The sequence below is a fragment of the Bradyrhizobium guangxiense genome, assembly GCF_004114915.1.
Classification (GTDB): Bacteria; Pseudomonadota; Alphaproteobacteria; order Rhizobiales; family Xanthobacteraceae; genus Bradyrhizobium; species Bradyrhizobium guangxiense.
This window is the reverse complement of the sequence record NZ_CP022219.1, coordinates 5,717,762-5,736,938: the sequence shown is the minus strand read 5'-3', so window position 1 is coordinate 5,736,938 and position 19,177 is coordinate 5,717,762. Positions and strand designations below refer to the sequence as shown.

The 19,177-nt window shown below is 65.0% G+C and carries 15 protein-coding genes; 6 read left to right on the top strand and 9 right to left on the bottom strand.

Translation table 11 applies throughout. The features are described 5' to 3' along the window. Nucleotide 1: 1 nt before the first annotated feature. The 4 genes from X268_RS27535 to X268_RS27520 all read right to left on the bottom strand — a co-directional run bounded on the left by X268_RS27535 (nt 2) and on the right by X268_RS27520 (nt 4,988). Nucleotides 2–685 (bottom strand): class I SAM-dependent methyltransferase, encoded by a 684-nt coding sequence (locus X268_RS27535; RefSeq protein WP_128927839.1) that lies wholly within the window; start codon nt 683–685, stop codon nt 2–4. Beyond that, the gene (locus X268_RS27530; RefSeq protein ID WP_128927838.1) at nt 682–1,677 is read right to left on the bottom strand and encodes a glycosyltransferase family 2 protein; all 996 of its coding nucleotides are present in this window, start codon (nt 1,675–1,677) and stop codon (nt 682–684) included. The genes X268_RS27535 and X268_RS27530 overlap by 4 nt, the downstream gene beginning before the upstream one ends. 155 nt (nt 1,678–1,832) lie before the next feature. After that, on the bottom strand, nt 1,833–3,395 hold the full coding sequence (locus tag X268_RS27525; RefSeq protein WP_128927837.1) for a hypothetical protein: 1,563 nt from the start codon (nt 3,393–3,395) through the stop codon (nt 1,833–1,835). 102 nt (nt 3,396–3,497) lie between these two features. Then, the gene (locus X268_RS27520; protein ID WP_128927836.1) at nt 3,498–4,988 is read right to left on the bottom strand and encodes a hypothetical protein; all 1,491 of its coding nucleotides are present in this window, start codon (nt 4,986–4,988) and stop codon (nt 3,498–3,500) included. A 414-nt stretch (nt 4,989–5,402) separates the two neighbouring features. Between X268_RS27520 and X268_RS27515 the strand changes: the two genes are divergently transcribed. From X268_RS27515 to X268_RS27505, 3 genes are all read left to right on the top strand, one after another. Then, entirely contained in the window at nt 5,403–5,567 is a 165-nt protein-coding gene (locus X268_RS27515; RefSeq protein ID WP_128927835.1) for a Flp family type IVb pilin, read from the top strand. A 168-nt stretch (nt 5,568–5,735) separates the two neighbouring features. Beyond that, nucleotides 5,736–6,965 (top strand): glycosyltransferase family 87 protein, encoded by a 1,230-nt coding sequence (locus X268_RS27510; protein WP_128927834.1) that lies wholly within the window; start codon nt 5,736–5,738, stop codon nt 6,963–6,965. Between the two features lie 264 nt (nt 6,966–7,229). Next, nucleotides 7,230–7,910, top strand: coding sequence for a TetR/AcrR family transcriptional regulator (locus tag X268_RS27505; RefSeq protein WP_128927833.1), 681 nt, complete (start codon nt 7,230–7,232; stop codon nt 7,908–7,910). A gap of 152 nt (nt 7,911–8,062) precedes the next feature. Here X268_RS27505 and pyk read toward each other — a convergent pair whose 3' ends face one another. Both pyk and X268_RS27495 read right to left on the bottom strand, forming a co-directional pair. Next, nucleotides 8,063–9,499, bottom strand: coding sequence for a pyruvate kinase (gene pyk, locus X268_RS27500; protein ID WP_128927832.1), 1,437 nt, complete (start codon nt 9,497–9,499; stop codon nt 8,063–8,065). Beyond that, entirely contained in the window at nt 9,496–10,092 is a 597-nt protein-coding gene (locus tag X268_RS27495) for a DUF1036 domain-containing protein (protein WP_128927831.1), read from the bottom strand. Before X268_RS27495 ends, pyk begins: the two co-directional genes overlap by 4 nt. 178 nt (nt 10,093–10,270) lie before the next feature. On the opposite strand from X268_RS27495, the gene X268_RS27490 reads away from it, so the two are divergent. After that, nucleotides 10,271–10,576 (top strand): DUF1244 domain-containing protein, encoded by a 306-nt coding sequence (locus tag X268_RS27490; protein WP_128927830.1) that lies wholly within the window; start codon nt 10,271–10,273, stop codon nt 10,574–10,576. 188 nt (nt 10,577–10,764) lie between these two features. Beyond that, nucleotides 10,765–11,037 carry a DUF2312 domain-containing protein gene (locus X268_RS27485; RefSeq protein WP_008546273.1) on the top strand — a complete coding sequence of 91 codons (273 nt, stop codon included), beginning with the start codon at nt 10,765–10,767 and terminating at the stop codon, nt 11,035–11,037. Nucleotides 11,038–11,181: 144 nt separating this feature from the next. Here the strand turns inward: X268_RS27485 and X268_RS27480 are convergent, their stop codons facing one another. The 3 genes from X268_RS27480 to X268_RS27470 all read right to left on the bottom strand — a co-directional run bounded on the left by X268_RS27480 (nt 11,182) and on the right by X268_RS27470 (nt 17,132). Continuing rightward, nucleotides 11,182–12,780: a peptidoglycan L,D-endopeptidase MepK gene (locus X268_RS27480; RefSeq protein ID WP_245477680.1), complete on the bottom strand. Its 1,599-nt coding sequence runs from the start codon at nt 12,778–12,780 to the stop codon at nt 11,182–11,184. Nucleotides 12,781–13,065: 285 nt separating this feature from the next. Then, the gene (locus tag X268_RS27475; protein ID WP_128927828.1) at nt 13,066–15,288 is read right to left on the bottom strand and encodes a L,D-transpeptidase family protein; all 2,223 of its coding nucleotides are present in this window, start codon (nt 15,286–15,288) and stop codon (nt 13,066–13,068) included. A 347-nt stretch (nt 15,289–15,635) separates the two neighbouring features. Further along, nucleotides 15,636–17,132, bottom strand: coding sequence for a sigma-54-dependent transcriptional regulator (locus X268_RS27470; RefSeq protein WP_128927827.1), 1,497 nt, complete (start codon nt 17,130–17,132; stop codon nt 15,636–15,638). A 127-nt stretch (nt 17,133–17,259) separates the two neighbouring features. On the opposite strand from X268_RS27470, the gene X268_RS27465 reads away from it, so the two are divergent. Beyond that, a complete protein-coding gene (locus X268_RS27465) occupies nt 17,260–19,155 on the top strand; it encodes a M3 family oligoendopeptidase (protein ID WP_128927826.1) in 1,896 nt (631 codons plus the stop codon). Nucleotides 19,156–19,177: the final 22 nt, after the last annotated feature.

The window sequence follows — 19,177 nt, the reverse complement described above, 5'->3', positions numbered from 1 at the left end:
CTCAAGCGGTCCCGAAGGCGGCGTATTGGCCTCCAAGCCACACGCCGCCCAGGGCCTGTTCGAGGCGCCGCGCCGGCTTGGTGTCCCAGGGCAGCAGCAGGAAATGCCGCGCGCCGATCTCGCGCAGGCCGCCGGCAGCCATCAGCTTCCGCGTCGTGCCGGCGCCGAGCAGGACGGCGTCCCGGTCGAACTCGCAGCGCGCAACGGCAAGGCGGGTCAGCGGGTTGTAGGGATTGTGCTCGATCACGCAGACGAGTCCCCCGGGCCGCGTCACGCGGCGCATCTCGGCGATGAAGCGCGCCCATTCGGCCGGCACAACATGATGCATCACGCAGACAGCCGTGACCAGGTCGAAGCTGGCGTCCTCGAACGGAAAGGTGCGACCGTCGAATTCACGGTAGTCGCCCCCGCCATTGGCGAGGCGCGCCTTCGCGAGGCAGGCCGAGGACACGTCGATGCCGCTCAAGCGGCCGACCATGCCGTGCAGCGGGGGATGCAGGCTGCCGACGCCGCAGCCGACGTCCAGCATGTCGGGCCTCTTCGCGCCCAGCCGCTGCGCGATCAGGTCGCGCAGCAGATCGACCTTCGCACGCTGGAAGAATTGATGCGGCAGGCCGGAGAAGGCGATCGAGGATTGGACCACGTCAAGGTAATTGTCGTGATAGCCGTCGAACAGCTCGGTCATTCGTTGACCGCGTGGATCGCTGGTGTCGTCGTCGCCGCGCCGCGATCGAAGCCGACGCGTGTCTGCACCACGTAGAGCGGCCGGCGTTTCACCTCGGCATGGATGCGGCCGACATAGAGTCCCACGATGCCCGTCATCAGCATGTTGATTCCACACAACAGCGACACGACGACGATCGTCGAGGCCCAGCCTGTCACGAGATGGCTGTCCTTGCTGAGCCACAACAGGACCACCCAGCCGCCGTAGAGCAGCGCGAGCCCGGAGACCGTCAATCCGCACCAGATGGCAAGCCGCAAGGGCAGATCGGAAAAGCCGAGCGCAGCGTTCACCGCCAGCCGGACCATCTTGAACAGTGGATATTTGGTTTCACCTGCGGCGCGCTCGAGACGGTGGAAGGCGACCTCGGCTTGGCGGAAGCCGAGCCAGGCGATCATGCCGCGCACGAAGCGATCCTGCTCCGGCATCTGCCGGAGAGCGTCGAGCACCTTGCGATCGATCAGGCGGAAGTCGCCGACATCGGCGGGGATGCCGACGGAGGACATCCTGCCGAGCAGCCGGTAGAACAGATGTGCGGTCGCGCGCTTGAAGCGGCTCTCGCCCTCGCGCGACAGGCGGCGGGCGTGGACGATGTCGTTGCCTTCCTTCCACTTCGCGATCAATTGCTCGATCACTTCCGGCGGATCCTGCAGATCGGCATCCATGACGATGACCGCGTCACCTTGCGCGGCGTCCATGCCGGCGGTGATGGCGATCTGATGGCCGAAATTTCGCGAAAAGCCGATATAGCGAAAGCGCTCGTCGCGCGCCGCAAGCGCCCGAAGCACGATCGAGCTGGAATCGCGGCTGCCGTCGTCCACGAAGATCGCTTCTGCCGGCCCGTCGAGCCTGGACATGACCTGATCGAGCCGGCGCAGCAGGACCGGCAGCACGGCTTCCTCGTTGAATACGGGGATGACGAGGCTGTAGCGGATCGAGCTGGAATTGGCCGCCATGCGAATGATTCCGACTGGGTTGCAGGGACGGAAGTCTAAGAGCCGGTGGTTAAGGTCGCCTTGCCGCAACAATTAAGGGTCTAGGACCCGCGGTATTGAAGGGGGGCCGAGAGGTGAAGTCCGGTTAACCAAGCTCGCGCCGCGGCGGCCCCGGTTTAGGATCTGCGGCGGATCCGGTAGAGAACGAATCGTTCGGAGGTATCCAGCACCTCCAGCAAATCCGGCAGCGGATTCGCGGCCCGCGATCCCAGCACATAGAGGTAGTCGAAATCCCGGTCCCAGGTGCGTATGAATGTCGGAACGTCCGGCGGGGGATGGCCTGCCGCGACCGCGGCAAGCAGGCCTACCGGCACCGGCCCTCCATAGGGAATGGCAATATTGCGCACGGCCTCACGCGGCCGCACCGGCTGCTTGCCTGCTTCCGTGAACAGGTTGAACACGAATGCGTTGGCATAGTGCACGGCCAGCGTCGGCGCATAGAACATCGGATACGAGGTGAGATCGGCGAAGGGCGGATCTCCCTTGTCGTCCATGCCGCCGACCAGGATGCGTGAGCCACGATCGATCTTCTGGAACGAGGCGATCATCGCCGCATAGTCGGCGCGGTAAGGCAACCACACCGAGAGGACGACGGCGACATTGAGCAGTATGATGCCGCTGATCGCAGCGAGCGCAGCCATTCTCCATGCACGGCTCGGCAACGACAGCGAGCAGAAGGCCGGCAGGATCACGGCCGCGGCGGGGATCACGCGCAGATCGACGAACGCGGTTCCGAACAGCTTTGAGGGAATGACGAGGTAGAGAAGGGCAAAGCCGAACGCCAGCCAGATCCCGGCCGGCTCGAGCCTGAGGACGCCGCGCCGTACGGCGAAGAACAGCGAGATCGCGAGCGCCAGGCCGGTCGCTGCCGCGACCGTCAGGTTGTAGCCGTTCATGATGCGGAGCGGCCAGATCGGCTTTAATGCGAGGAACCAGCTCGTCCCTTCGCTGCCGATCGCGCCCGCAGTCATGCGCATGATCCCAAACAGCACAAGCGCCGGGAGAGCCAACGCGCCAAGCCGCGCGGCCGCGACGGGGTACACCGCGCGCTTGTGGTGAAAGCGCCAAAGCTCGTAGAGGCCGAGAGTCGCGCCGTAAATGCCGAGCGAAAAGAAATGCGCCACATACAGCGCAGCGACGAAGATCAGATTGGCGACGAAACGCAGCGGCCATGGGCCTTCTGCCAGCATCAGATAGACGGCCATGCCCCAGATCGCGAGACCGAGCCCGAACTCGAAATTCACGAAGCCCCAGCTGAACGGCAGACAATAGAGAAAGGCGAGCGCAGCGAAGCCGGCAAGATGAATCCGTCCCTTCCGCACCCATTCCAGCAGCAGCGCGCCGCTGACGATCAGCACCTGGCTCAGCAGCAGAAACAGCCGTGTGGCGTTCTCGACGCCCATCAGCCGCGCCATCTGCGGGACCAGCAGATCCATTCCTAGGTTGGGATAGAATGCCCAGGCCACATCGTAATGCGGATTGGCATCGGGGGTGCCGCTTTGGCTCAGAATGTACATGCGGGCGAGGTGATTGGGATAATCGACCATCGCAGGAACGGGGGTCAGCAGCACTGGAAGAAACGAGACGGCCGCCAGCACTGCAAGAACGGCAATCGCCACGAATCGCTCCGAGCCGAGACGCGTGGGGATGGTCGAGGTCGGCCTGTCGGAAGGAGCCATGTCGCAGGATCGCTTAAGCTTGAGCGGGGTGGATCAGGTCGTGTCTGCGGCGCATTTGGAAAGGCGTCTCACAGTGACGAATACGCATCCTGAGCCAGGGTTTCACTTCGAAGGCGTCGCGGGCGCGCCGTCCGCATGGTCCCGCACATGGATCACGGCGATGTCGTCCGCATAGATCCGCTTCCACCCCTTGAGCTGGTCGAGGATCTGCGGGCCCGGCGCATCGGCACCCAGAAGCGTTGCGTCGATCTTGTACGCGTCGAGCAGGTGCGGCAGCAGCTCGGGCTTCTTGCCCTCCGTCGCCTTGAAGAAGTCCATGACGAATTTCTCGCCGTAGAGCTCGGCGCGGCCGTCGATGAAGACCGGAATATCGCGCGAGATCAGATAACCGCCGAACTGGTAGGCGTTGAAGATGCGCTGCGCCTTGCGTTGATCGAGCAGGTCGACCGCCGCAACCGGCGTGTGCGTCAACGTGAAGGCGAAGCGGTGGTGCCCCATGTAAAGCGACGTCGAGGTCCAGCTTGCCGCCACGATCATCAGCGCGCCTGCTGCCGTGACATAGCGGGCCGGCCAGCGGTCGGCCCCTGCAGCGTCAGCCGGCGGGCGCGGGAACATCTCGCCGAGCGGCTTTGCCAGCACCAGCGGCACCAGGAATGCAAATGCCTCGATGCTCCTGACATGGGTCAGCGCGCTCCAGGTCAGGAACAGGATCAGCAAGATCCGGGGCGCCGACAGCACGAGCCCGCGATAATAGCCGAATGCGATCAGGCCGAGCAGGGCGCCTTCGAACGCGGTGAACGTGGCGAAGTTCGCCGGCATCCATTCCATGATCAGCGACAACAGCTCGCCAAGGCCGAGGATGCTGGTCGCGGCCTGCAGCGTCCGCCAGCCGTAGGGCGTGCAGCAGCTCGCGATCAGCGCGCCGATTCCGAACAGCACCCAGCGCATGAACAGTTGAAGCCGTCGTTCCTTCTCGGCATGCTCGACCGCCTCGAGCGCGATCGGGCCGATCAGCGCCAGGCCCAGCACGAAACCGCCATGCAGATTGGCCCAAAGCGCCATCAGCGGCAGCCAGGTCCAGGACGGCGCGCTCTTGCGGTCGGCGGCGGCCATCAAGAGGCCGGCCCACGCCACCATGACGGGCAGTGCCAGGATATGCGGACGCGCCAGCACGTGGTGGCTCGACAGCAGCAGCGCCAGCATCGCGAACAGCACGGCGCGTGATGGCCCGATCTGCGCGTCGAGCAGATAGACGAAGATTGCGACGGTGAGCGCGATCCCGACCGCGGTCAGGATGACGGGGCCTGCCCAGTCCCATTGCGCGTGGGAGAAGGCGAACAGCACTTGCGACAGCCACGACGTCGAGATCCATGGCGAGCCCGCTCGCGTGAAGGAGTAGAAGTCGATGGTGGGCATGGCGCGGTGATCGAGGATCCATTGCCCGATCTTGATCTGCCAGAACGAGTCGGAATCCTGTAGCCGCGTGTCCCCAAGGTAGAGGAAGAACAAATAAGCGCCGGCCCCGGCGCACAGCGGCACCAGGGCCCTCGCGCGGCTCTGCGCCGCGACGCCGTTGGCAAAGGAAAGGGACATGCCGCCTCGTCGTCCTATCGTTCTTGATGTTCGAGCATGATCCAGACGAGAAGGCCGCGTTTGCGCAGACCGTGTGGCGCTCCGCCGATAAGATCATGCCCGAGCAACACCTGAAGTGCGATTAACGATTCGTCTCATCGCGCTTCAGTCCGAGCCGCCGGCATTGGACCACGCCGGTCATAACTTCGAGTAAACCGGCGGCGCCCTGCCCGTTTCATGTCCCGACAATTTAACGGATTGTTTTGGATTTCAGTTTACCATCGGCGAATACACGCAAACCGCTCGATGTTTACGCAGGCGAATTAACTGCGGCGCAATTCTTTGTCCCTACGTTCGGTTCCATGGTCGGGCGGCGCTGGGAAGCCGAAGAGACCAGATCAGTTGTAAGCCTCGTGTACCCATTTGGAGCACTCTATGAAGAACCTCGTTGCGCGTTTCGTGAAGGATGAATCCGGCGCCACCGCCATTGAGTACGGCCTGATCGCTGCCGGCATCGCGCTGGCGATCATCACCGTCGTCAACAACCTCGGCAGCACGCTGAACACCAAGTTCAGCGCGATCTCGAGCAGCCTGAAGTAAGGCTGGACCACCTACGGATTAGCGAAGAGCCCCGTCATCGACGGGGCTCTTTTGCTTTGTCCGGTGCATCGCCGCCGGGCATTCGACCGTCGGGCTTAAGCCTCCTTCAAGCCACTCGGGTGTATGGCTTGAGCGCATCTGTCGTCGTCTCGCGTCAAAGGAAGCCGCATGGCTGAAGCTTCGTCCGTCTCGCCTGCCGTTGGTCGTCACGGCGCGCTTCCTGCGACGCTCCTCAACATCTCCTTCGTGCTGGCGATCGTCACGCTGGCGTATTTTCCGACGGCTTATCTCAGCCATCAGTGGATCTTTGACGCCGACGGACGCGGCATCCCGACGGACTTCGTCAACGTCTGGGCCGCCGGAAAGCTGGCGCTCGAGGGTCATCCCGCGCAGGCCTGGGACTGGGACATTCAGAAGCAGGTCGAGCTTGCGCTACTCAAGCAGGATTTTGTCGGCCATTTCGCCTGGCATTATCCCCCTCCCTTCCTGTTCGTCGCCTCGTTCCTCGCGCAGTTTCCCTATACGGTGGCCTTCATCGGCTGGGCCGCGTTCAGCATGGTGCCCTATCTCGCCGTGATGCGCGCAATCATCGGGCGCAACGCCGGCCTGGTGATTGCAATTGGATTTCCGGCCGCGTTCCTCAACATCCTGGTCGGGCAGAACGGTTTCCTGACGGCATCGCTGATCGGCGGCATGCTCTATCTGATGCCGAAACGGCCGGTGCTGGCCGGAATCTGCCTCGGCCTACTGAGCTACAAGCCGCAATACGGACTCTTGTTTCCGCTGGTTCTGCTCGCCGCCGCCGAATGGACCGTGCTTTTCACCGCAGCGATCGTCACCGCCGCGATCGCTGCGCTGTCCTGGTTCGCCTTCGGCATCGAAAGCTGGCAGGCGTTCTTTCACTGGATCCCGATGTTCTCGCAGGCTTTCCTGACCGAAGGAAGGGCGCCCTGGTTCAAGATGCAGAGCATCTTCGCATTGGTGCGCTACGTCGGCGGCACCGAGCAGCTCGGATGGATCTTCCAGTGGGTATTGACGGCCGCGGTTGCCGTCGTGCTGGTCGTGATGTGGCGGAGCAGACTGCCTTATGCTCTGAAGGCAGCGATGCTCGCGGCAGCGTCGCTGCTCACGACGCCTTATCTCTTCATGTATGATCTGGTTGTGCTGGGCATCGCGGTGGCCTTCCTCATCCGCGCCGGCCTCGATGAAGGTTTCGCACGCCCGGAGGTGATGGCACTGGCCCTCGTCTTCGCGCTGCTTGCCTCTTTCCTGTTTCTCGGACAGCCTGTTGGCTTCCCGGCGATACTCATCGTCTTCGCTCTGATCCTCGGCCGCTGCGCCGCCTGGCGGGCTGCCGAGGTCGCATCGGCGCAGCTCGCTGCAACGCGCGCGAACTAAGAAGCGGCAGTTTCCGGCCCGGGGCCGATTCGGTGCTTCTCACGGGGCAGCATTTTGGCTCCTCTTTGCCAGCAGGTTCGATGGCGCGGCTGCGCAATCAGGGACAGGCGCTCCAGTCCGGATCGCCGTGACGCTTCACGCATTTCCCATCTTGTCATCCTCCCTGAATAGTTGTTCAGTCCTTGCGGGGCGATTTGCATCTTTGACGTGACGAAGCGTTCGGTCGCAGGGCGTGCGGCAGGCGTGTGGGACAGGAAGCGCGCCATGGTTTATCGGCGGACCCATCAAGTGGTTAAGCGCCTTGCGGCGCGGCGCAGCGCGATTCTGGCGGCGGCGCGGGAGACGGCGGCGGAAGGCGGGATGGCGGCGGTGCAGATCGCGCCGGTCGCGGTCCGGGCCAATGTCGCGGCCGGCACGGTCTACCGCTACTTCCCCTCCAAGGCCGAGCTGATCTCCGAACTCATTGCCGAGGTCTCCCGCGATGAGCTCGCGGCGATCCGCCGGGCGGCCGATGCCGCGCCGGGGCCGTCCTCGGCGTTGGCCGCGGCCGTGACGACGGTGGCGGTCCATACCCTGTCGCAGCGCCGGCTCGCCTGGGGCATCCTGGCCGAGCCCGTCGATGTCGATGTCAGCGCCTCCAGGCTCGCCAGCCGGCGCGAGATCGCGGGCGAGATCGCGGTCCGGATCGACGCGGCGGTGCGGGCCGGTCACCTGCCGGCGCAGGACACGGCGCTCGCCGCCACCGCCTTGCTCGGTGCGCTGCATGAGGCCCTGGTCGGGCCGCTGGCGCCCGATAATCTCGATGACCCCATCAAGATGCGCGATGCGGTGCAGACCGTGACGCTGCTGGCGCTGCGCGCCGTCGGCGTCATGGATGCCCGCGCCCGTGGTCTGGTGGTGCAGCAGACCCTGCTGCCGGCGACCAAGGCGTTGGTTGGCGCGTAAAATCGCAGCGCGCGCGAGGTGGCGACCTGACTCCGCTCAGGTTCTTGCCTGAGCTGGCCTTTTGGCAAGACCGCAGCAAGCTCACCGGAGGCACCGGCTACTTTGCATGGGGTTGTTTTTCGATATTTGTGTCGGCCGCGTGCTTGGCAGACCTACATGTCCGCGTCGCCCTCGGGGCCGACCGAAGCGATGCGCACCATGTTGGTGGTGCCGGGGATGCCGAGCGGCACGCCGGCGACGATGATCACGCGCTGGCCGGCGCGGACAAAACCGTCCCGGAACGCGATCTGGCCGGCGCGGCCGACCATGTCGTCCTGATCGCGGGCGTCCTCAGCCACCACGCAATGCACCCCCCAGACCACGGCGAGGCGGCGGCCGGCCGTGATGTTCGGGGTGATCGCCACGATCGGCGGCTTCGGCCGCTCGCGCGCCACGCGGACCGCGGTCGAGCCCGATGAGGTCCAGCAGATCAAGGCAGGCAAATCGAGCGTCTCGGCGATCTGCCGTGCGGCGTCGGCGATGGCATCGCCCGCGGTGGATTCCGGCGCGGGACGCTGGGCCGTGACCACCGAGCGATAGGTCGGGTCGCGTTCGACCTCCTCGCCGATGCGGTTCATGGTCGAGACCGCCTCGACCGGGAATTTGCCGGCCGCCGATTCCGCCGACAGCATGATGGCGTCGGCCCCTTCATACACCGCGGTGGCGACGTCGGAGACTTCGGCGCGAGTCGGCACTGGCGACTGGATCATCGATTCCAGCATCTGCGTTGCGATCACCACCGGCTTGCCGGCACGGCGTGCCATCCGTGTCATCTGCTTCTGCAGGCTCGGCACGCGCTCCAGCGGCAGCTCGACGCCGAGGTCGCCGCGCGCCACCATCAGCGCGTCGGAGGCCTCGATGATGTCGGCGAGGCGGTCGATCGCCTGCGGCTTCTCGATTTTGGCCATCACGGCGGCGCGGCCGCGGATCATCTTCTTGGCTTCGAGCACGTCGTCGGCGCGCTGCACGAAGGACAGCGCGATCCAGTCGATGCCGGTGACGAGGGCCGCCTCGAGGTCGGCGCGATCCTTCGGCGTCATCGCCGAGACCGGCAGGTCGGTGTCGGGCAGGCTGACGCCCTTGCGGTCGCTCATCTTGCCGCCCACCACGACACGCGTCACCGCGTGATCTTTCGAGGTCTCCTCCGCGATCAGGCGGACCTTGCCGTCATCGAGCAGCAGCGCGTGGCCGGGCCTGAGCGCAGCCAGGATCTCCGGATGCGGCAGGGGGACGCGGCTGGCATCGCCGGGCGTCTTGTCGGAATCGAGCGTGAAGGTCTGGCCGTTCTGGAGCTGGACCGAGCCTTCGGCGAAAGCGCCGAGCCTGAGCTTCGGGCCCTGCAGGTCGACCAGGATGCCGATCGGCCGGCCGTAGCTACTCTCCACGTTGCGGATCGTCGCCACCAGCTCCCGCATCTTGTCATGCGGGGTATGGCTCATGTTGATGCGGAACAGGTCGGCGCCGGCTTCGAACAGGCGGCGGATCATCGCGAGATCTGAAGAGGCCGGTCCCAGGGTGGCGAGAATCTTGATACGGCGAAGACGCCTCATGGCTTACTTCCAGACGGGGGCGGGGCGGCGGCTGGCGGGAGGCCAGGCGCGGCGGGGGGCGTACCACCGGGCGGGCCATTGGGCAAACCCGGAACCCCGCCCGGACCGACCGGGCCGGGCAGGCCAGGCACGCGTTGCTGCGCTGGCTGTTCGTTGGCGTCGGTCAGCTGCACCGTCCACGCGCGCTGCTCGCCGGTGTCGACCTCGAAATAGCCGGTCCGGTCGTAGCCGCGCGCGAGGCAATCCTCGGTGCCGCGGATGGTGAACTCCTTGTCGCGCGAGCACATGAAGGCCTGCCCCGACCACTCGCCGCCGCGATCATAGTCGATCGCGTAGATGTAATAGTAGCGGGCGACGAGCGTTCCCCGCAGCAGGGTCTCGCAAGAGCGTGACGAGATGTTCCACCAGCCCTCGGTGGTCCAGCCCTCGGCGTCCTTGTAGCCGAGCGCAATGCCGACCCGGCTCGAGGTGTTGTTGCAGAGGCGGAAATCGGCAGAGGCGGGGCTGGCGCAAAGGCACAACAAGGCGACCACCAGCACCGGGACCAACCGGGCGAGCAGGCGAAGCGGGGAGTGGGGAGATTCGGCAATCATTGTCGCGGTAGCTATACCAGATCATTGACGATTTGGCGTAGGGCCGAGGAACTGCCCGAAAGTGCCGGCAACGCCAGCTTCGAGCTGGTTTGCGCCGGGATATGGCAAAATCTGTGACAGCGCCCACCTGATCCCGTAAGGGTGACCTCAATCGGTTCAGGCCCAAAGGGATATAGCCATGGCAATCGACGACAAAACCAGAACGGAGCTCGAGGCGGCCGCTTTCCGGCGTCTGGTCGAACATCTGAAGACGCGGACGGATGTTCAGAACATCGATCTGATGAATCTGGCAGGCTTCTGTCGCAACTGCCTGTCCAATTGGCTGAAGGAAGCCGCCGACGCGCAAGGCGCGCCGTTGAGCAAGGACGAAAGCCGGGAGGCCGTCTACGGCATGCCCTATGAGACCTGGAAGTCGAAATACCAGGGCACGGCGACGCCTGAGCAGCTCGAGACGATGAAGAAGGTCCATCCCCACGGCCACTGAGTTCGGCGGCCTTGAGTCGCATCACACAACAGCTTTCTTGGCCCCGCTGCAGGAAGGTGTGGGCGCGCTGTGGACGAGCGCGATGCTGCCTTGAACGCGGTCGACGCCAACCCTAAGGGTTCTAGCCAGCACGCGCGGTGAGGATGCCGGCGTCACCTCGTTTTGCCAGTTCCATTGGGAGTACCTAGATGGCCACCTCCGCCGCCGTCCGCGACGACGAGCCCGCGACGAAATTTGCCAAGGACCAGCTCAAATCCATCATCGAGCGCATCGAGCGGCTGGAGGAAGAGAAGAAGGCGATCTCCGACGACATCCGCGACGTCTATGCCGAGAGCAAGGGTAACGGCTACGACGTCAAGGCGCTGCGCACCATCGTGCGCCTGCGCAAGCAGGACCCCAACGAGCGCGCCGAGGCCGAGACGATTCTCGAGACTTACATGCAGGCGCTGGGCATGATCTGAGGCGCATCGCCTCGAGCACGGCTGCCGTAGCCCGGATGGAGCGCAAGCGAAGTCCGGGTTCTTGCTGCGCGCGTGATCGTTCCCGGATCACGCTTTCGCTTCAGCCGGGCTACGAGTCCGAGTTTTTGGAAATAGCCGCCTCTATCAGCGCAGCGCGGCGGTGCGCACGACGAACGACGTCGTCTGGAGCTTTGCGGTGGCGCTACCGGAGAACGTCTCGCAGGACAGGCCCTGCATCGGATCGTCGCCGAAGCCCATCGCGATCACGGCGTGCGGCTTGACGAAATAGCCGCGCAGCGCCGCGGTATCGAGCTCGCCCATCAGCGTGACCGACATCGCCCGGCTGGCGCTCGGTGACAGCATCACGATCTTGAGCCAGATGCTCTCGCTCTTGGCGGCGGAGAGGCGGGTCGCGGTCGCGACCATGCCGTCGACGCTCTTGCCGACCACCGTGTTGATCTCGGTCGCCTGAGCAAGGCCGCGCGAGGCGGGGCGGGCGGAGCGAGGGATCGGTGCCGAGGCGGCGACGACATTGGCGCGGTCAACCGGGGAGGCGGCCGGCGCGAATGCCAGCGCCTGAAGGGCCGCATTGGACACGCTCGCGGTTGGCTGCGGATCTGTGGCGGCGGCAAGAGCCTGGCGGGCCTTCAACGCGGCGATCTGGGCCGGCGTCGCCTGCTGCGGCGCAGCCGGGACATCATCCCAGAAGCCGCGGGCATTGATGATGTCGGCCGGGGTCTCCGGCTTGCCGGCCGCGGGCTTGTCAGCGACCGGTGCGGGCTTCGGCTTGGGCGGCGCAACGAGCTGCGCATCGGCCGCGGCGAGCTGGATCGTGGTGGCGATCTGCGGCTTGGCGCGGGGGGTCGGCACCGGTTCAGCCGGCTTGGCTGCGGCTGCGACGACGGTCGGTGCCGCCGGCTTCGCGGCCGGGGCGGGCGCGCCCTCGTCATCCTCGTCGCTGGCGGCCGGGGCTGCCGACTTGCCCTTGAACAGCGCGGCGAAGAAATTCGGCTTGCCGGCGGAATCGTCACCGCTTCCGCGTCGCTCGATCTCGGCCTTGGCGACCTCATAGCCCTTCAGCGGCACGCCGTCGGTCGGCAGATGCACTGTCTTGCCGTCCGGGAACACGCGGGCGAGCTGGTCATGCGTCATGCGCGGCCAGTGCCGGATGCTGCCGGTGTCCAGATGCACGAAGGGCGAGCCCGAGGTCGGGTAGAAGCCGACGCCGCCGCGCTGCAGGCGCAGGCCGGCGAAGCGGATCTGCTCCAGCGGCACGCCCGGAATGTAGAAATCCATCGCATGTCCCAGCATGTGCTGGCTGAAGCGCGCCACCCCGGAGGAGCGGCGGCGGAGCATGGCGTTGGTGGCGGGGGGGCGGTAGGAGGAGATGATCTGGATCGGCTGCTTGCCGTCGACGTCGCGGTAGACTTCCCAGAGGATGTCGAACAGGCGACGGTCCATCACCGTCTCGTCCTGGGTGCGCCAGTCGCGCAGGAAGTGATTGAGCTGCTTCAACGCCGCTTCGTCATAGCGGCCGTCGCGCTTGAAAGTGACGGTGAGATCTTCGCCGGAATGGGTGTGGTGGAAGGAGAGCGTCTTGGTTTCGTTCAGCGCGGCAGCGTTATGAACCGAGCCCGCGCCAGCAAGCAGCAAGACGGCAGTGAGGCCGATCCGCGAACCGGCCTTCACTCCCGCATGGGACAACGACAGCACAACGAATTGGCGTGCGAGACCAGTCAGCACGTATGAGCCCACCCAGTCGACGAGCGTTCAAAATGGACTCTCCCGCCAACCCCGTTAGCGCGCGAAAGAGGATGAACGCTTTCTTAAAGCGAGAAGGTTAATTCGAGGTTGACCTTCCCGCCCCCAAACCAAGTCAGAATACAATCCTAAGCGGTTGACTGTGGCAAAAAAACGCCCGGTGGGTGGGAAGGACGGTAGGAGATGGTTAACGTTAAACGACCTCGTCCAAGGACGAGGTCGTTGATTTCACTGCCGAAACTTCGTTGAAACGGCGCCAGCTAGGACTCAGCGGGTAAACACCCGCTGCGGCCGGCGGCCCACGGGCGCCGGCGGTGCGGTCGGCGTTGGCGCCCCGAACAATCGCTCGAAGAAGTTTGGCCCCGACGAGCCGAAGCCGCCGCCATTGTTGGCCACCGCCACGCCCGAGGGCAGGGTCGTTGCCGGGCGCGAATAGCTCGGCTGGGAATGTGCCACGACGGCCTCGAGGTCCTTGCCGCGGTTGTTCTTCAGGATGTTGATCATGGTCGCGTCGCGGCCATAGACGTCCTTGCGGAATTGCAGCTTGCCGGCGTCATCCACGAACGCGGTCTGGTAGGTGATGTTGACCGGGATCGGCGTCGGGAATTTCAGATCGATCTCGCTCTTGCCGTACATGCTGCGCACGCGCTCGGGCGTGTACTTCTCGTTCGGCATGGTGATGTTGAGCAGCACGGACGCATATTGATCGGGATTTTGCACGCGCATGCAGCCATGGCTGAAGGCCCGATCTTCCTTGGCGAACAGGTTCTTGTCCGGCGTGTCGTGCTGATAGACCAGGAACTTGTTGGGGAAGTTGAAGCGGATGCGGCCGAGCGCGTTGGCTTCGCCGGGCGGCTGCGAAATGTGCACCGAGCCGTCGCGGTTCTGCTCGAGCTTGAGGCCCATGCGCTGGAGCACGGTCGGGTCCTGCTGCAGTGCCGGCAGGTACTCGTTGTAGACGATCGACGGCGGTACGTTCCAGGTCGGATTGACCGTGATGTACTTCATCGTCTCGGTGAGCAGCGGGGTCGCGTGCGTGCCCGGCTTGCCGGTGACGACGCGTGTGGTCCAGACCGGCTGGCCGCGCTGCATCACCCGCAGCGTATAGTCGGGAATGTTGAGGATCACGTAGGCGTCGCCGAGTGCGGGCGCACCGAGGTCGCGCGGCAGCCAGCGCCAACGCTCCATGTTGACCAGCACCACGTCGATCTGCTTGTCGCGCTTCGGGGTATTGAGCGCCTTCACCGTCTTGTCGTCGAGGATGCCGGTCGGCTTCATCTCGGCGCTGTTCTGGAATTTGCGCACGGCTTCGGCGACGGCGGCGTCATAGCGGGTGTCGCCGGCGTTGTCGGCGAGGCCGAGCTTGGCGCGGAGCTGCGGCACGCGCGGATCTTCCACGACCACTTCGGCCTGCTTCTTGCCGGCCGGGGTGTATTTCAGCGTGGGACCATCGGCGATCTCGATCGCCGGGCCGTTGCCCTGACCGCGAAGCTCGGCGAGCTTCGCCTTCAGCTCCCTGTAGAGCTTGTGCGGCGGGTTGTAGCTGTCGAGCGCTGCGGAAGCGTCGGCCGCGGTCGTGACCTTGGCGAGCACCTCGTTCGGGTCGACCGGATGATCGGGATAGAGGATGTCGCCGCTGACCTGCGACCAATGCATGCGGCCGCTCTGGGCCTGGCGCGCATAGTCGAACATGCTGGCGGTGAGCTTCAGCTCGGCATCGGCCAGCGCGTCGGGCGTGGTGGCACCGGCGAAATCCGGCACCGGATAGTCAGCGGGGTTGAGGCCGTCGGAGGCCGCATCCTTCAGCCGTGCGATGACGCCCTTGGCCGCAGCGGTCAGGCTGCCGCCTTGGGTCCAGACCGGCGCGTAGTCGCGTGCGCCATAGAACTTCTCGATCGCCGCGCGCTCGTTCTTGCGATCGAAATGGCGCGAAGTCTTGGCGCCGATGATGTCCTTGAGCCTGTCGGCGACCGGCTGGTCGGCGGCGGGAACGTTGCTGGCGGCCTTCACCGGCTCGGCGGCCGGAGCCGCCGCGGGTGCCGCAGGCGCAGCCGGGGTTGCCGTCGCAGTGTCGGCCTTGGCAGGCTCAGTCGTCGCAGGCTCGGTCTTGGCAGGTTCGGTCTTGGCAGTTTCGCTCTTGGCAGTTTCGCTCTTCGGCGCCTCGGCGGCGGGCGTGGTGGCGACGTCGGAAGGCTTGGTCTCGACCTTGCTCGGGGCAGGTGCGGCGTCAGCCTTGACGGGCTCCTGTGCCGGCTCCTTGGCGGAGTCCTGAACCGTAGCGGTGGTGTCGAGCTTGATGTCGGCCGCCGTCGGGGGCGGGACATTGGCCGGCTCGGGACGCGGGATCGCGGCTTCGATCGCGAGTTCGGCAGCGCTGCCGCGCGCCTGATCCTGCGCCAGGGCTGAGCTGGCCGACACCGTGAGGAAGGTTGCCGCGACCGTCATCAAGACACGGTCAAAGCCCGCACGGTGGTTCAAACAGTCACGCATTGTGTCGCACCCCTCGGGTGAACTGTCCCTCGTGGAACAGCTTCGTTTTCGCCTATTGAGCTTCGGCTAAATCGCGCCGGCCTCTCGAAAGTTGCACGCCTGCACGCAACGATTCCCACGCAGACGATATACAGGCCCCGATTTTGCAGCCAGCGCTAACCGGGACAACTCACGCCAAACTGACTTCAAGGGAGCTTCTTGGCAACGGATTGTGCGCTTGCTCCACGCGCTTTTCCCTATGTCTGTCACTTCCAAGTCACGGTTCAAGGCGCGGTCGAATTCCGTCGTCAAGCGAATGACTTACAGCCGTTCTCGGATCGCCCGGCGAACCTTCGTTCGCACAAGGCTCAGTGCGTCTCCTCGCCGCTTTCCCCGCCATGTCCGGGAACCCCGGCTTCGTCGAGTTTGCGGTAGAGGGTGGACCGGCCGATTTTGAGGCGGCGGGCAACCTCGGACATCTGGCCGCGATAATGCGAGATCGCGAAGCGAATGATCTCGCTTTCCATCTCCTCCAGCGCGCGGACATCGCCGGTCGGAGTCAGCATGGCGAGGGTTCCCACGGCCGGCAGGGGCGCGATCGGTATTTCACTACCCGATACCACCGAAGGGGGCGCCGCCGGCTCGAGCATCAGCGGCGCGGTCGGAATCTCCGTGACGGGATGCGGCTGCGAGGCGAGCAGGGGGAAATCACTGAGGCCGAGCTGATCGCCGTCGCTCATCACCACTGCACGATAGACCGCGTTCTCGAGCTGGCGGATGTTGCCGGGCCATTCGAGCTGGGCGAGATGCGCCATGGCCTCGCCGCTGATGCCGGTGATCTGGCGGTTCTCCTCGGCGGCAAAGCGGGCCAGGAAATGCCGGAGCAGATGCGGGATGTCCTCGCGCCGGGCCCGAAGCGAGGGGATTGTCAGCGGCAGCACGTGCAGGCGATAGAACAGGTCTTCGCGGAAGTGCCCCTGTTTCACCCGCTCCAGCAGCCGGCGATTGGTTGCCGAGACGATGCGGACGTCGACCTTGACGGGCTTGCGGCCGCCGACGGCCTCGACGGCGCCTTCCTGGAGCGCACGCAGCAGCTTGACCTGCGCGGTCAGCGGCAGCTCGCTGACCTCGTCCAGGAAGAGCGTGCCGCCATGGGCCTCGACGAACTTGCCCATGTGCCGTTCGGTGGCGCCGGTGAAGGCACCCTTTTCGTGGCCGAACAGAATGGACTCGACGAGGTTGTCGGGGATCGCGCCGCAATTGACGGCGACGAACGGCTTTGCCTTGCGCTCGCCGCTGCCATGGATGGCGCGCGCGAACATCTCCTTGCCGACGCCGGACTCGCCTTCGATCAGAACGGGTATCGAGGAGTTCGCCGCCTTCTGCGCGGCGCGCATCACCGGTGCCATCGCCTCGGCGCGGGTGATGATATCGGAGAAGGTCAGCCGGCCCTCGCGGCTGTGGCGGATGCGTTGCAATTCGCCCTTGAGCGCCGAGGTGTTGAGAGCATTGCGCAGCGAAACCTGAAGTCGCTCCAGGCCGACCGGCTTGACCACGAAATCGGCCGCGCCTGCGCGCATCGCCGAGATCACGTTGTCGATGCCGCCGTGGGCGGTCTGCACGATGACGGGCACGCTGAGGCCCGCTTCGCGGATTTTGGCCAGCACGCCCATGCCGTCGAGGCCGGGCATCACGAGATCGAGGATGACACCGTCGATGGCCGGAGCGTCGGGAGCGGTGAGGGCGGCGATGGCTGCGTCGCCGGAGTCGACGACGACCGTCTCATAGCCGCATTTCTGCACCATGTTCTCGACCAGCCGGCGGGCTACAGCGTCGTCGTCGGCGATCAAAATACAGGCAGCCATGGTGTTCCCCGCACGCTACTACTATCTGTCTCGAATCGGGGCACTCTGGCCGAAGCCGATTAACACACTCTTAAACCTTGATGCCCCCGCCCGCCGTCGCGATTGTTGAACACAGGTTTCCCACACAATGAATTCGCGCTCCAAGCCCGCTTCCAAGAAGTCCGCCTCCAACAAGCCCGCTCTCCGCAAGCCAAGCACCAAGAAATCCGCCGCCAAGGCAAAACCCTCCAAAGCTGCGAGCAAGACCGGCAAGCTTCCCGAGTGGAACCTCACCGACCTCTATTCCGGGATCGACGCGCCGCAAGTGGCGCGCGATCTCGACAGGATGGATGCCGACTGCATCGCGTTCGAGACGGACTACAAGGGCAAGCTGGCGACAGGGACAGCAAACGAAGATGGCGGAAAGTGGCTCGCGGAAGCCGTGCGACGCTATGAGGCGATCGACGATCTCGCCGGCCGCCTCGGCTCCTACGCCGGGCTCGTTCACGCCGGCGACAGCGTGGACCCAGCGATTTCAAAGTTTTACGGCGACGTCTCCGAGCGGCTGACGGCGGCGTCCACGCATCTTCTGTTCTTCGCGCTCGAGCTCAATCGCGTCGATGACGATATTTTGAACCGCGCGATGCAGGCGCCTGAGCTCGCGCATTACCGCCCATGGATCGAGGATCTGCGCAAGGAGAAGCCATATCAGCTCGACGACAAGCTCGAGCAGCTTTTTCTTGAGAAGGCGCAGACCGGCTATTCCGCCTTCAACCGGCTGTTCGACCAGACCATCTCCGGCCTGCGTTTCAAGGTCGGCTCCAAGGAGCTCGCGATCGAGCCGACGCTCAACCTGCTGCAGGATCGCGACGGCGCCAAGCGCAAGAGCGCAGCCGAAGCGCTGGCAAAAACCTTCAAGGCCAATGAGCGCACCTTTGCGCTGATCACCAATACGCTCGCCAAGGACAAGGACATCTCGGACCGCTGGCGCGGTTTTCAGGACGTCGCCGATTCCCGGCACCTCAACAACCGCGTCGAGCGCGAGGTGGTGGATGCGCTGGTGGCCTCCGTGCGCGCGGCCTATCCAAAATTGTCGCATCGCTATTACGCGCTGAAGGCGAAGTGGTTCGGCAAGAAGCGGCTGGCCTATTGGGACCGCAATGCGCCGCTGCCGTTTGCGGCGACCGACGTCATCGCTTGGCCGGAGGCGCAACGCATGGTGCTGACGGCCTATCGCGGCTTCTCGCCAAAAATGGCCGACATCGCCGAGCGCTTCTTCACCGACCGCTGGATCGACGCGCCGGTGCGTCCGGGCAAGGCGCCGGGCGCGTTCTCGCATCCGACCACGCCGTCCGCGCACCCCTATGTGCTGATGAACTACCAGGGCAAGCCGCGCGACGTGATGACGCTCGCCCACGAGCTCGGCCATGGCGTGCATCAGGTGCTGGCGGCGAAGAACGGCGCGCTGATGGCGCCGACGCCGCTGACGCTGGCTGAGACCGCCAGCGTGTTCGGCGAGATGCTGACGTTCCGGCGGCTGCTGGCGCAGACCAAGAGCGCCGCCAAGCAGCGCCAGGCGCTGCTGGCCGGCAAGGTCGAGGACATGATCAACACCGTGGTGCGGCAGATCGCGTTCTATTCGTTCGAACGCGCGGTTCACACCGAGCGCAAGAACGGCGAGCTCACCGCGACGCGGCTCGGCGAGATCTGGCTGTCGGTGCAGGGCGAGAGCCTGGGGCCCGCGATCGAGATCAAGGCGGGCTATGAGAACTACTGGATGTACATCCCGCACTTCATCCACTCGCCGTTCTACGTCTACGCCTACGCCTTCGGCGATTGTCTCGTGAACTCGCTTTATGCCGTCTACGAGAACGCGGCCGAAGGATTCGCCGAGCGCTATCTCGACATGCTCGCCGCCGGCGGCACCAAGCATTATTCCGAGCTGCTGCGGCCGTTCGGGCTCGATGCCAAGGACCCGAAGTTCTGGGACGGCGGTCTATCCGTCATCGCCGGGATGATCGACGAGCTGGAGGCGATGGGCTGAGCCGCGTGGACTGCGCGATTTG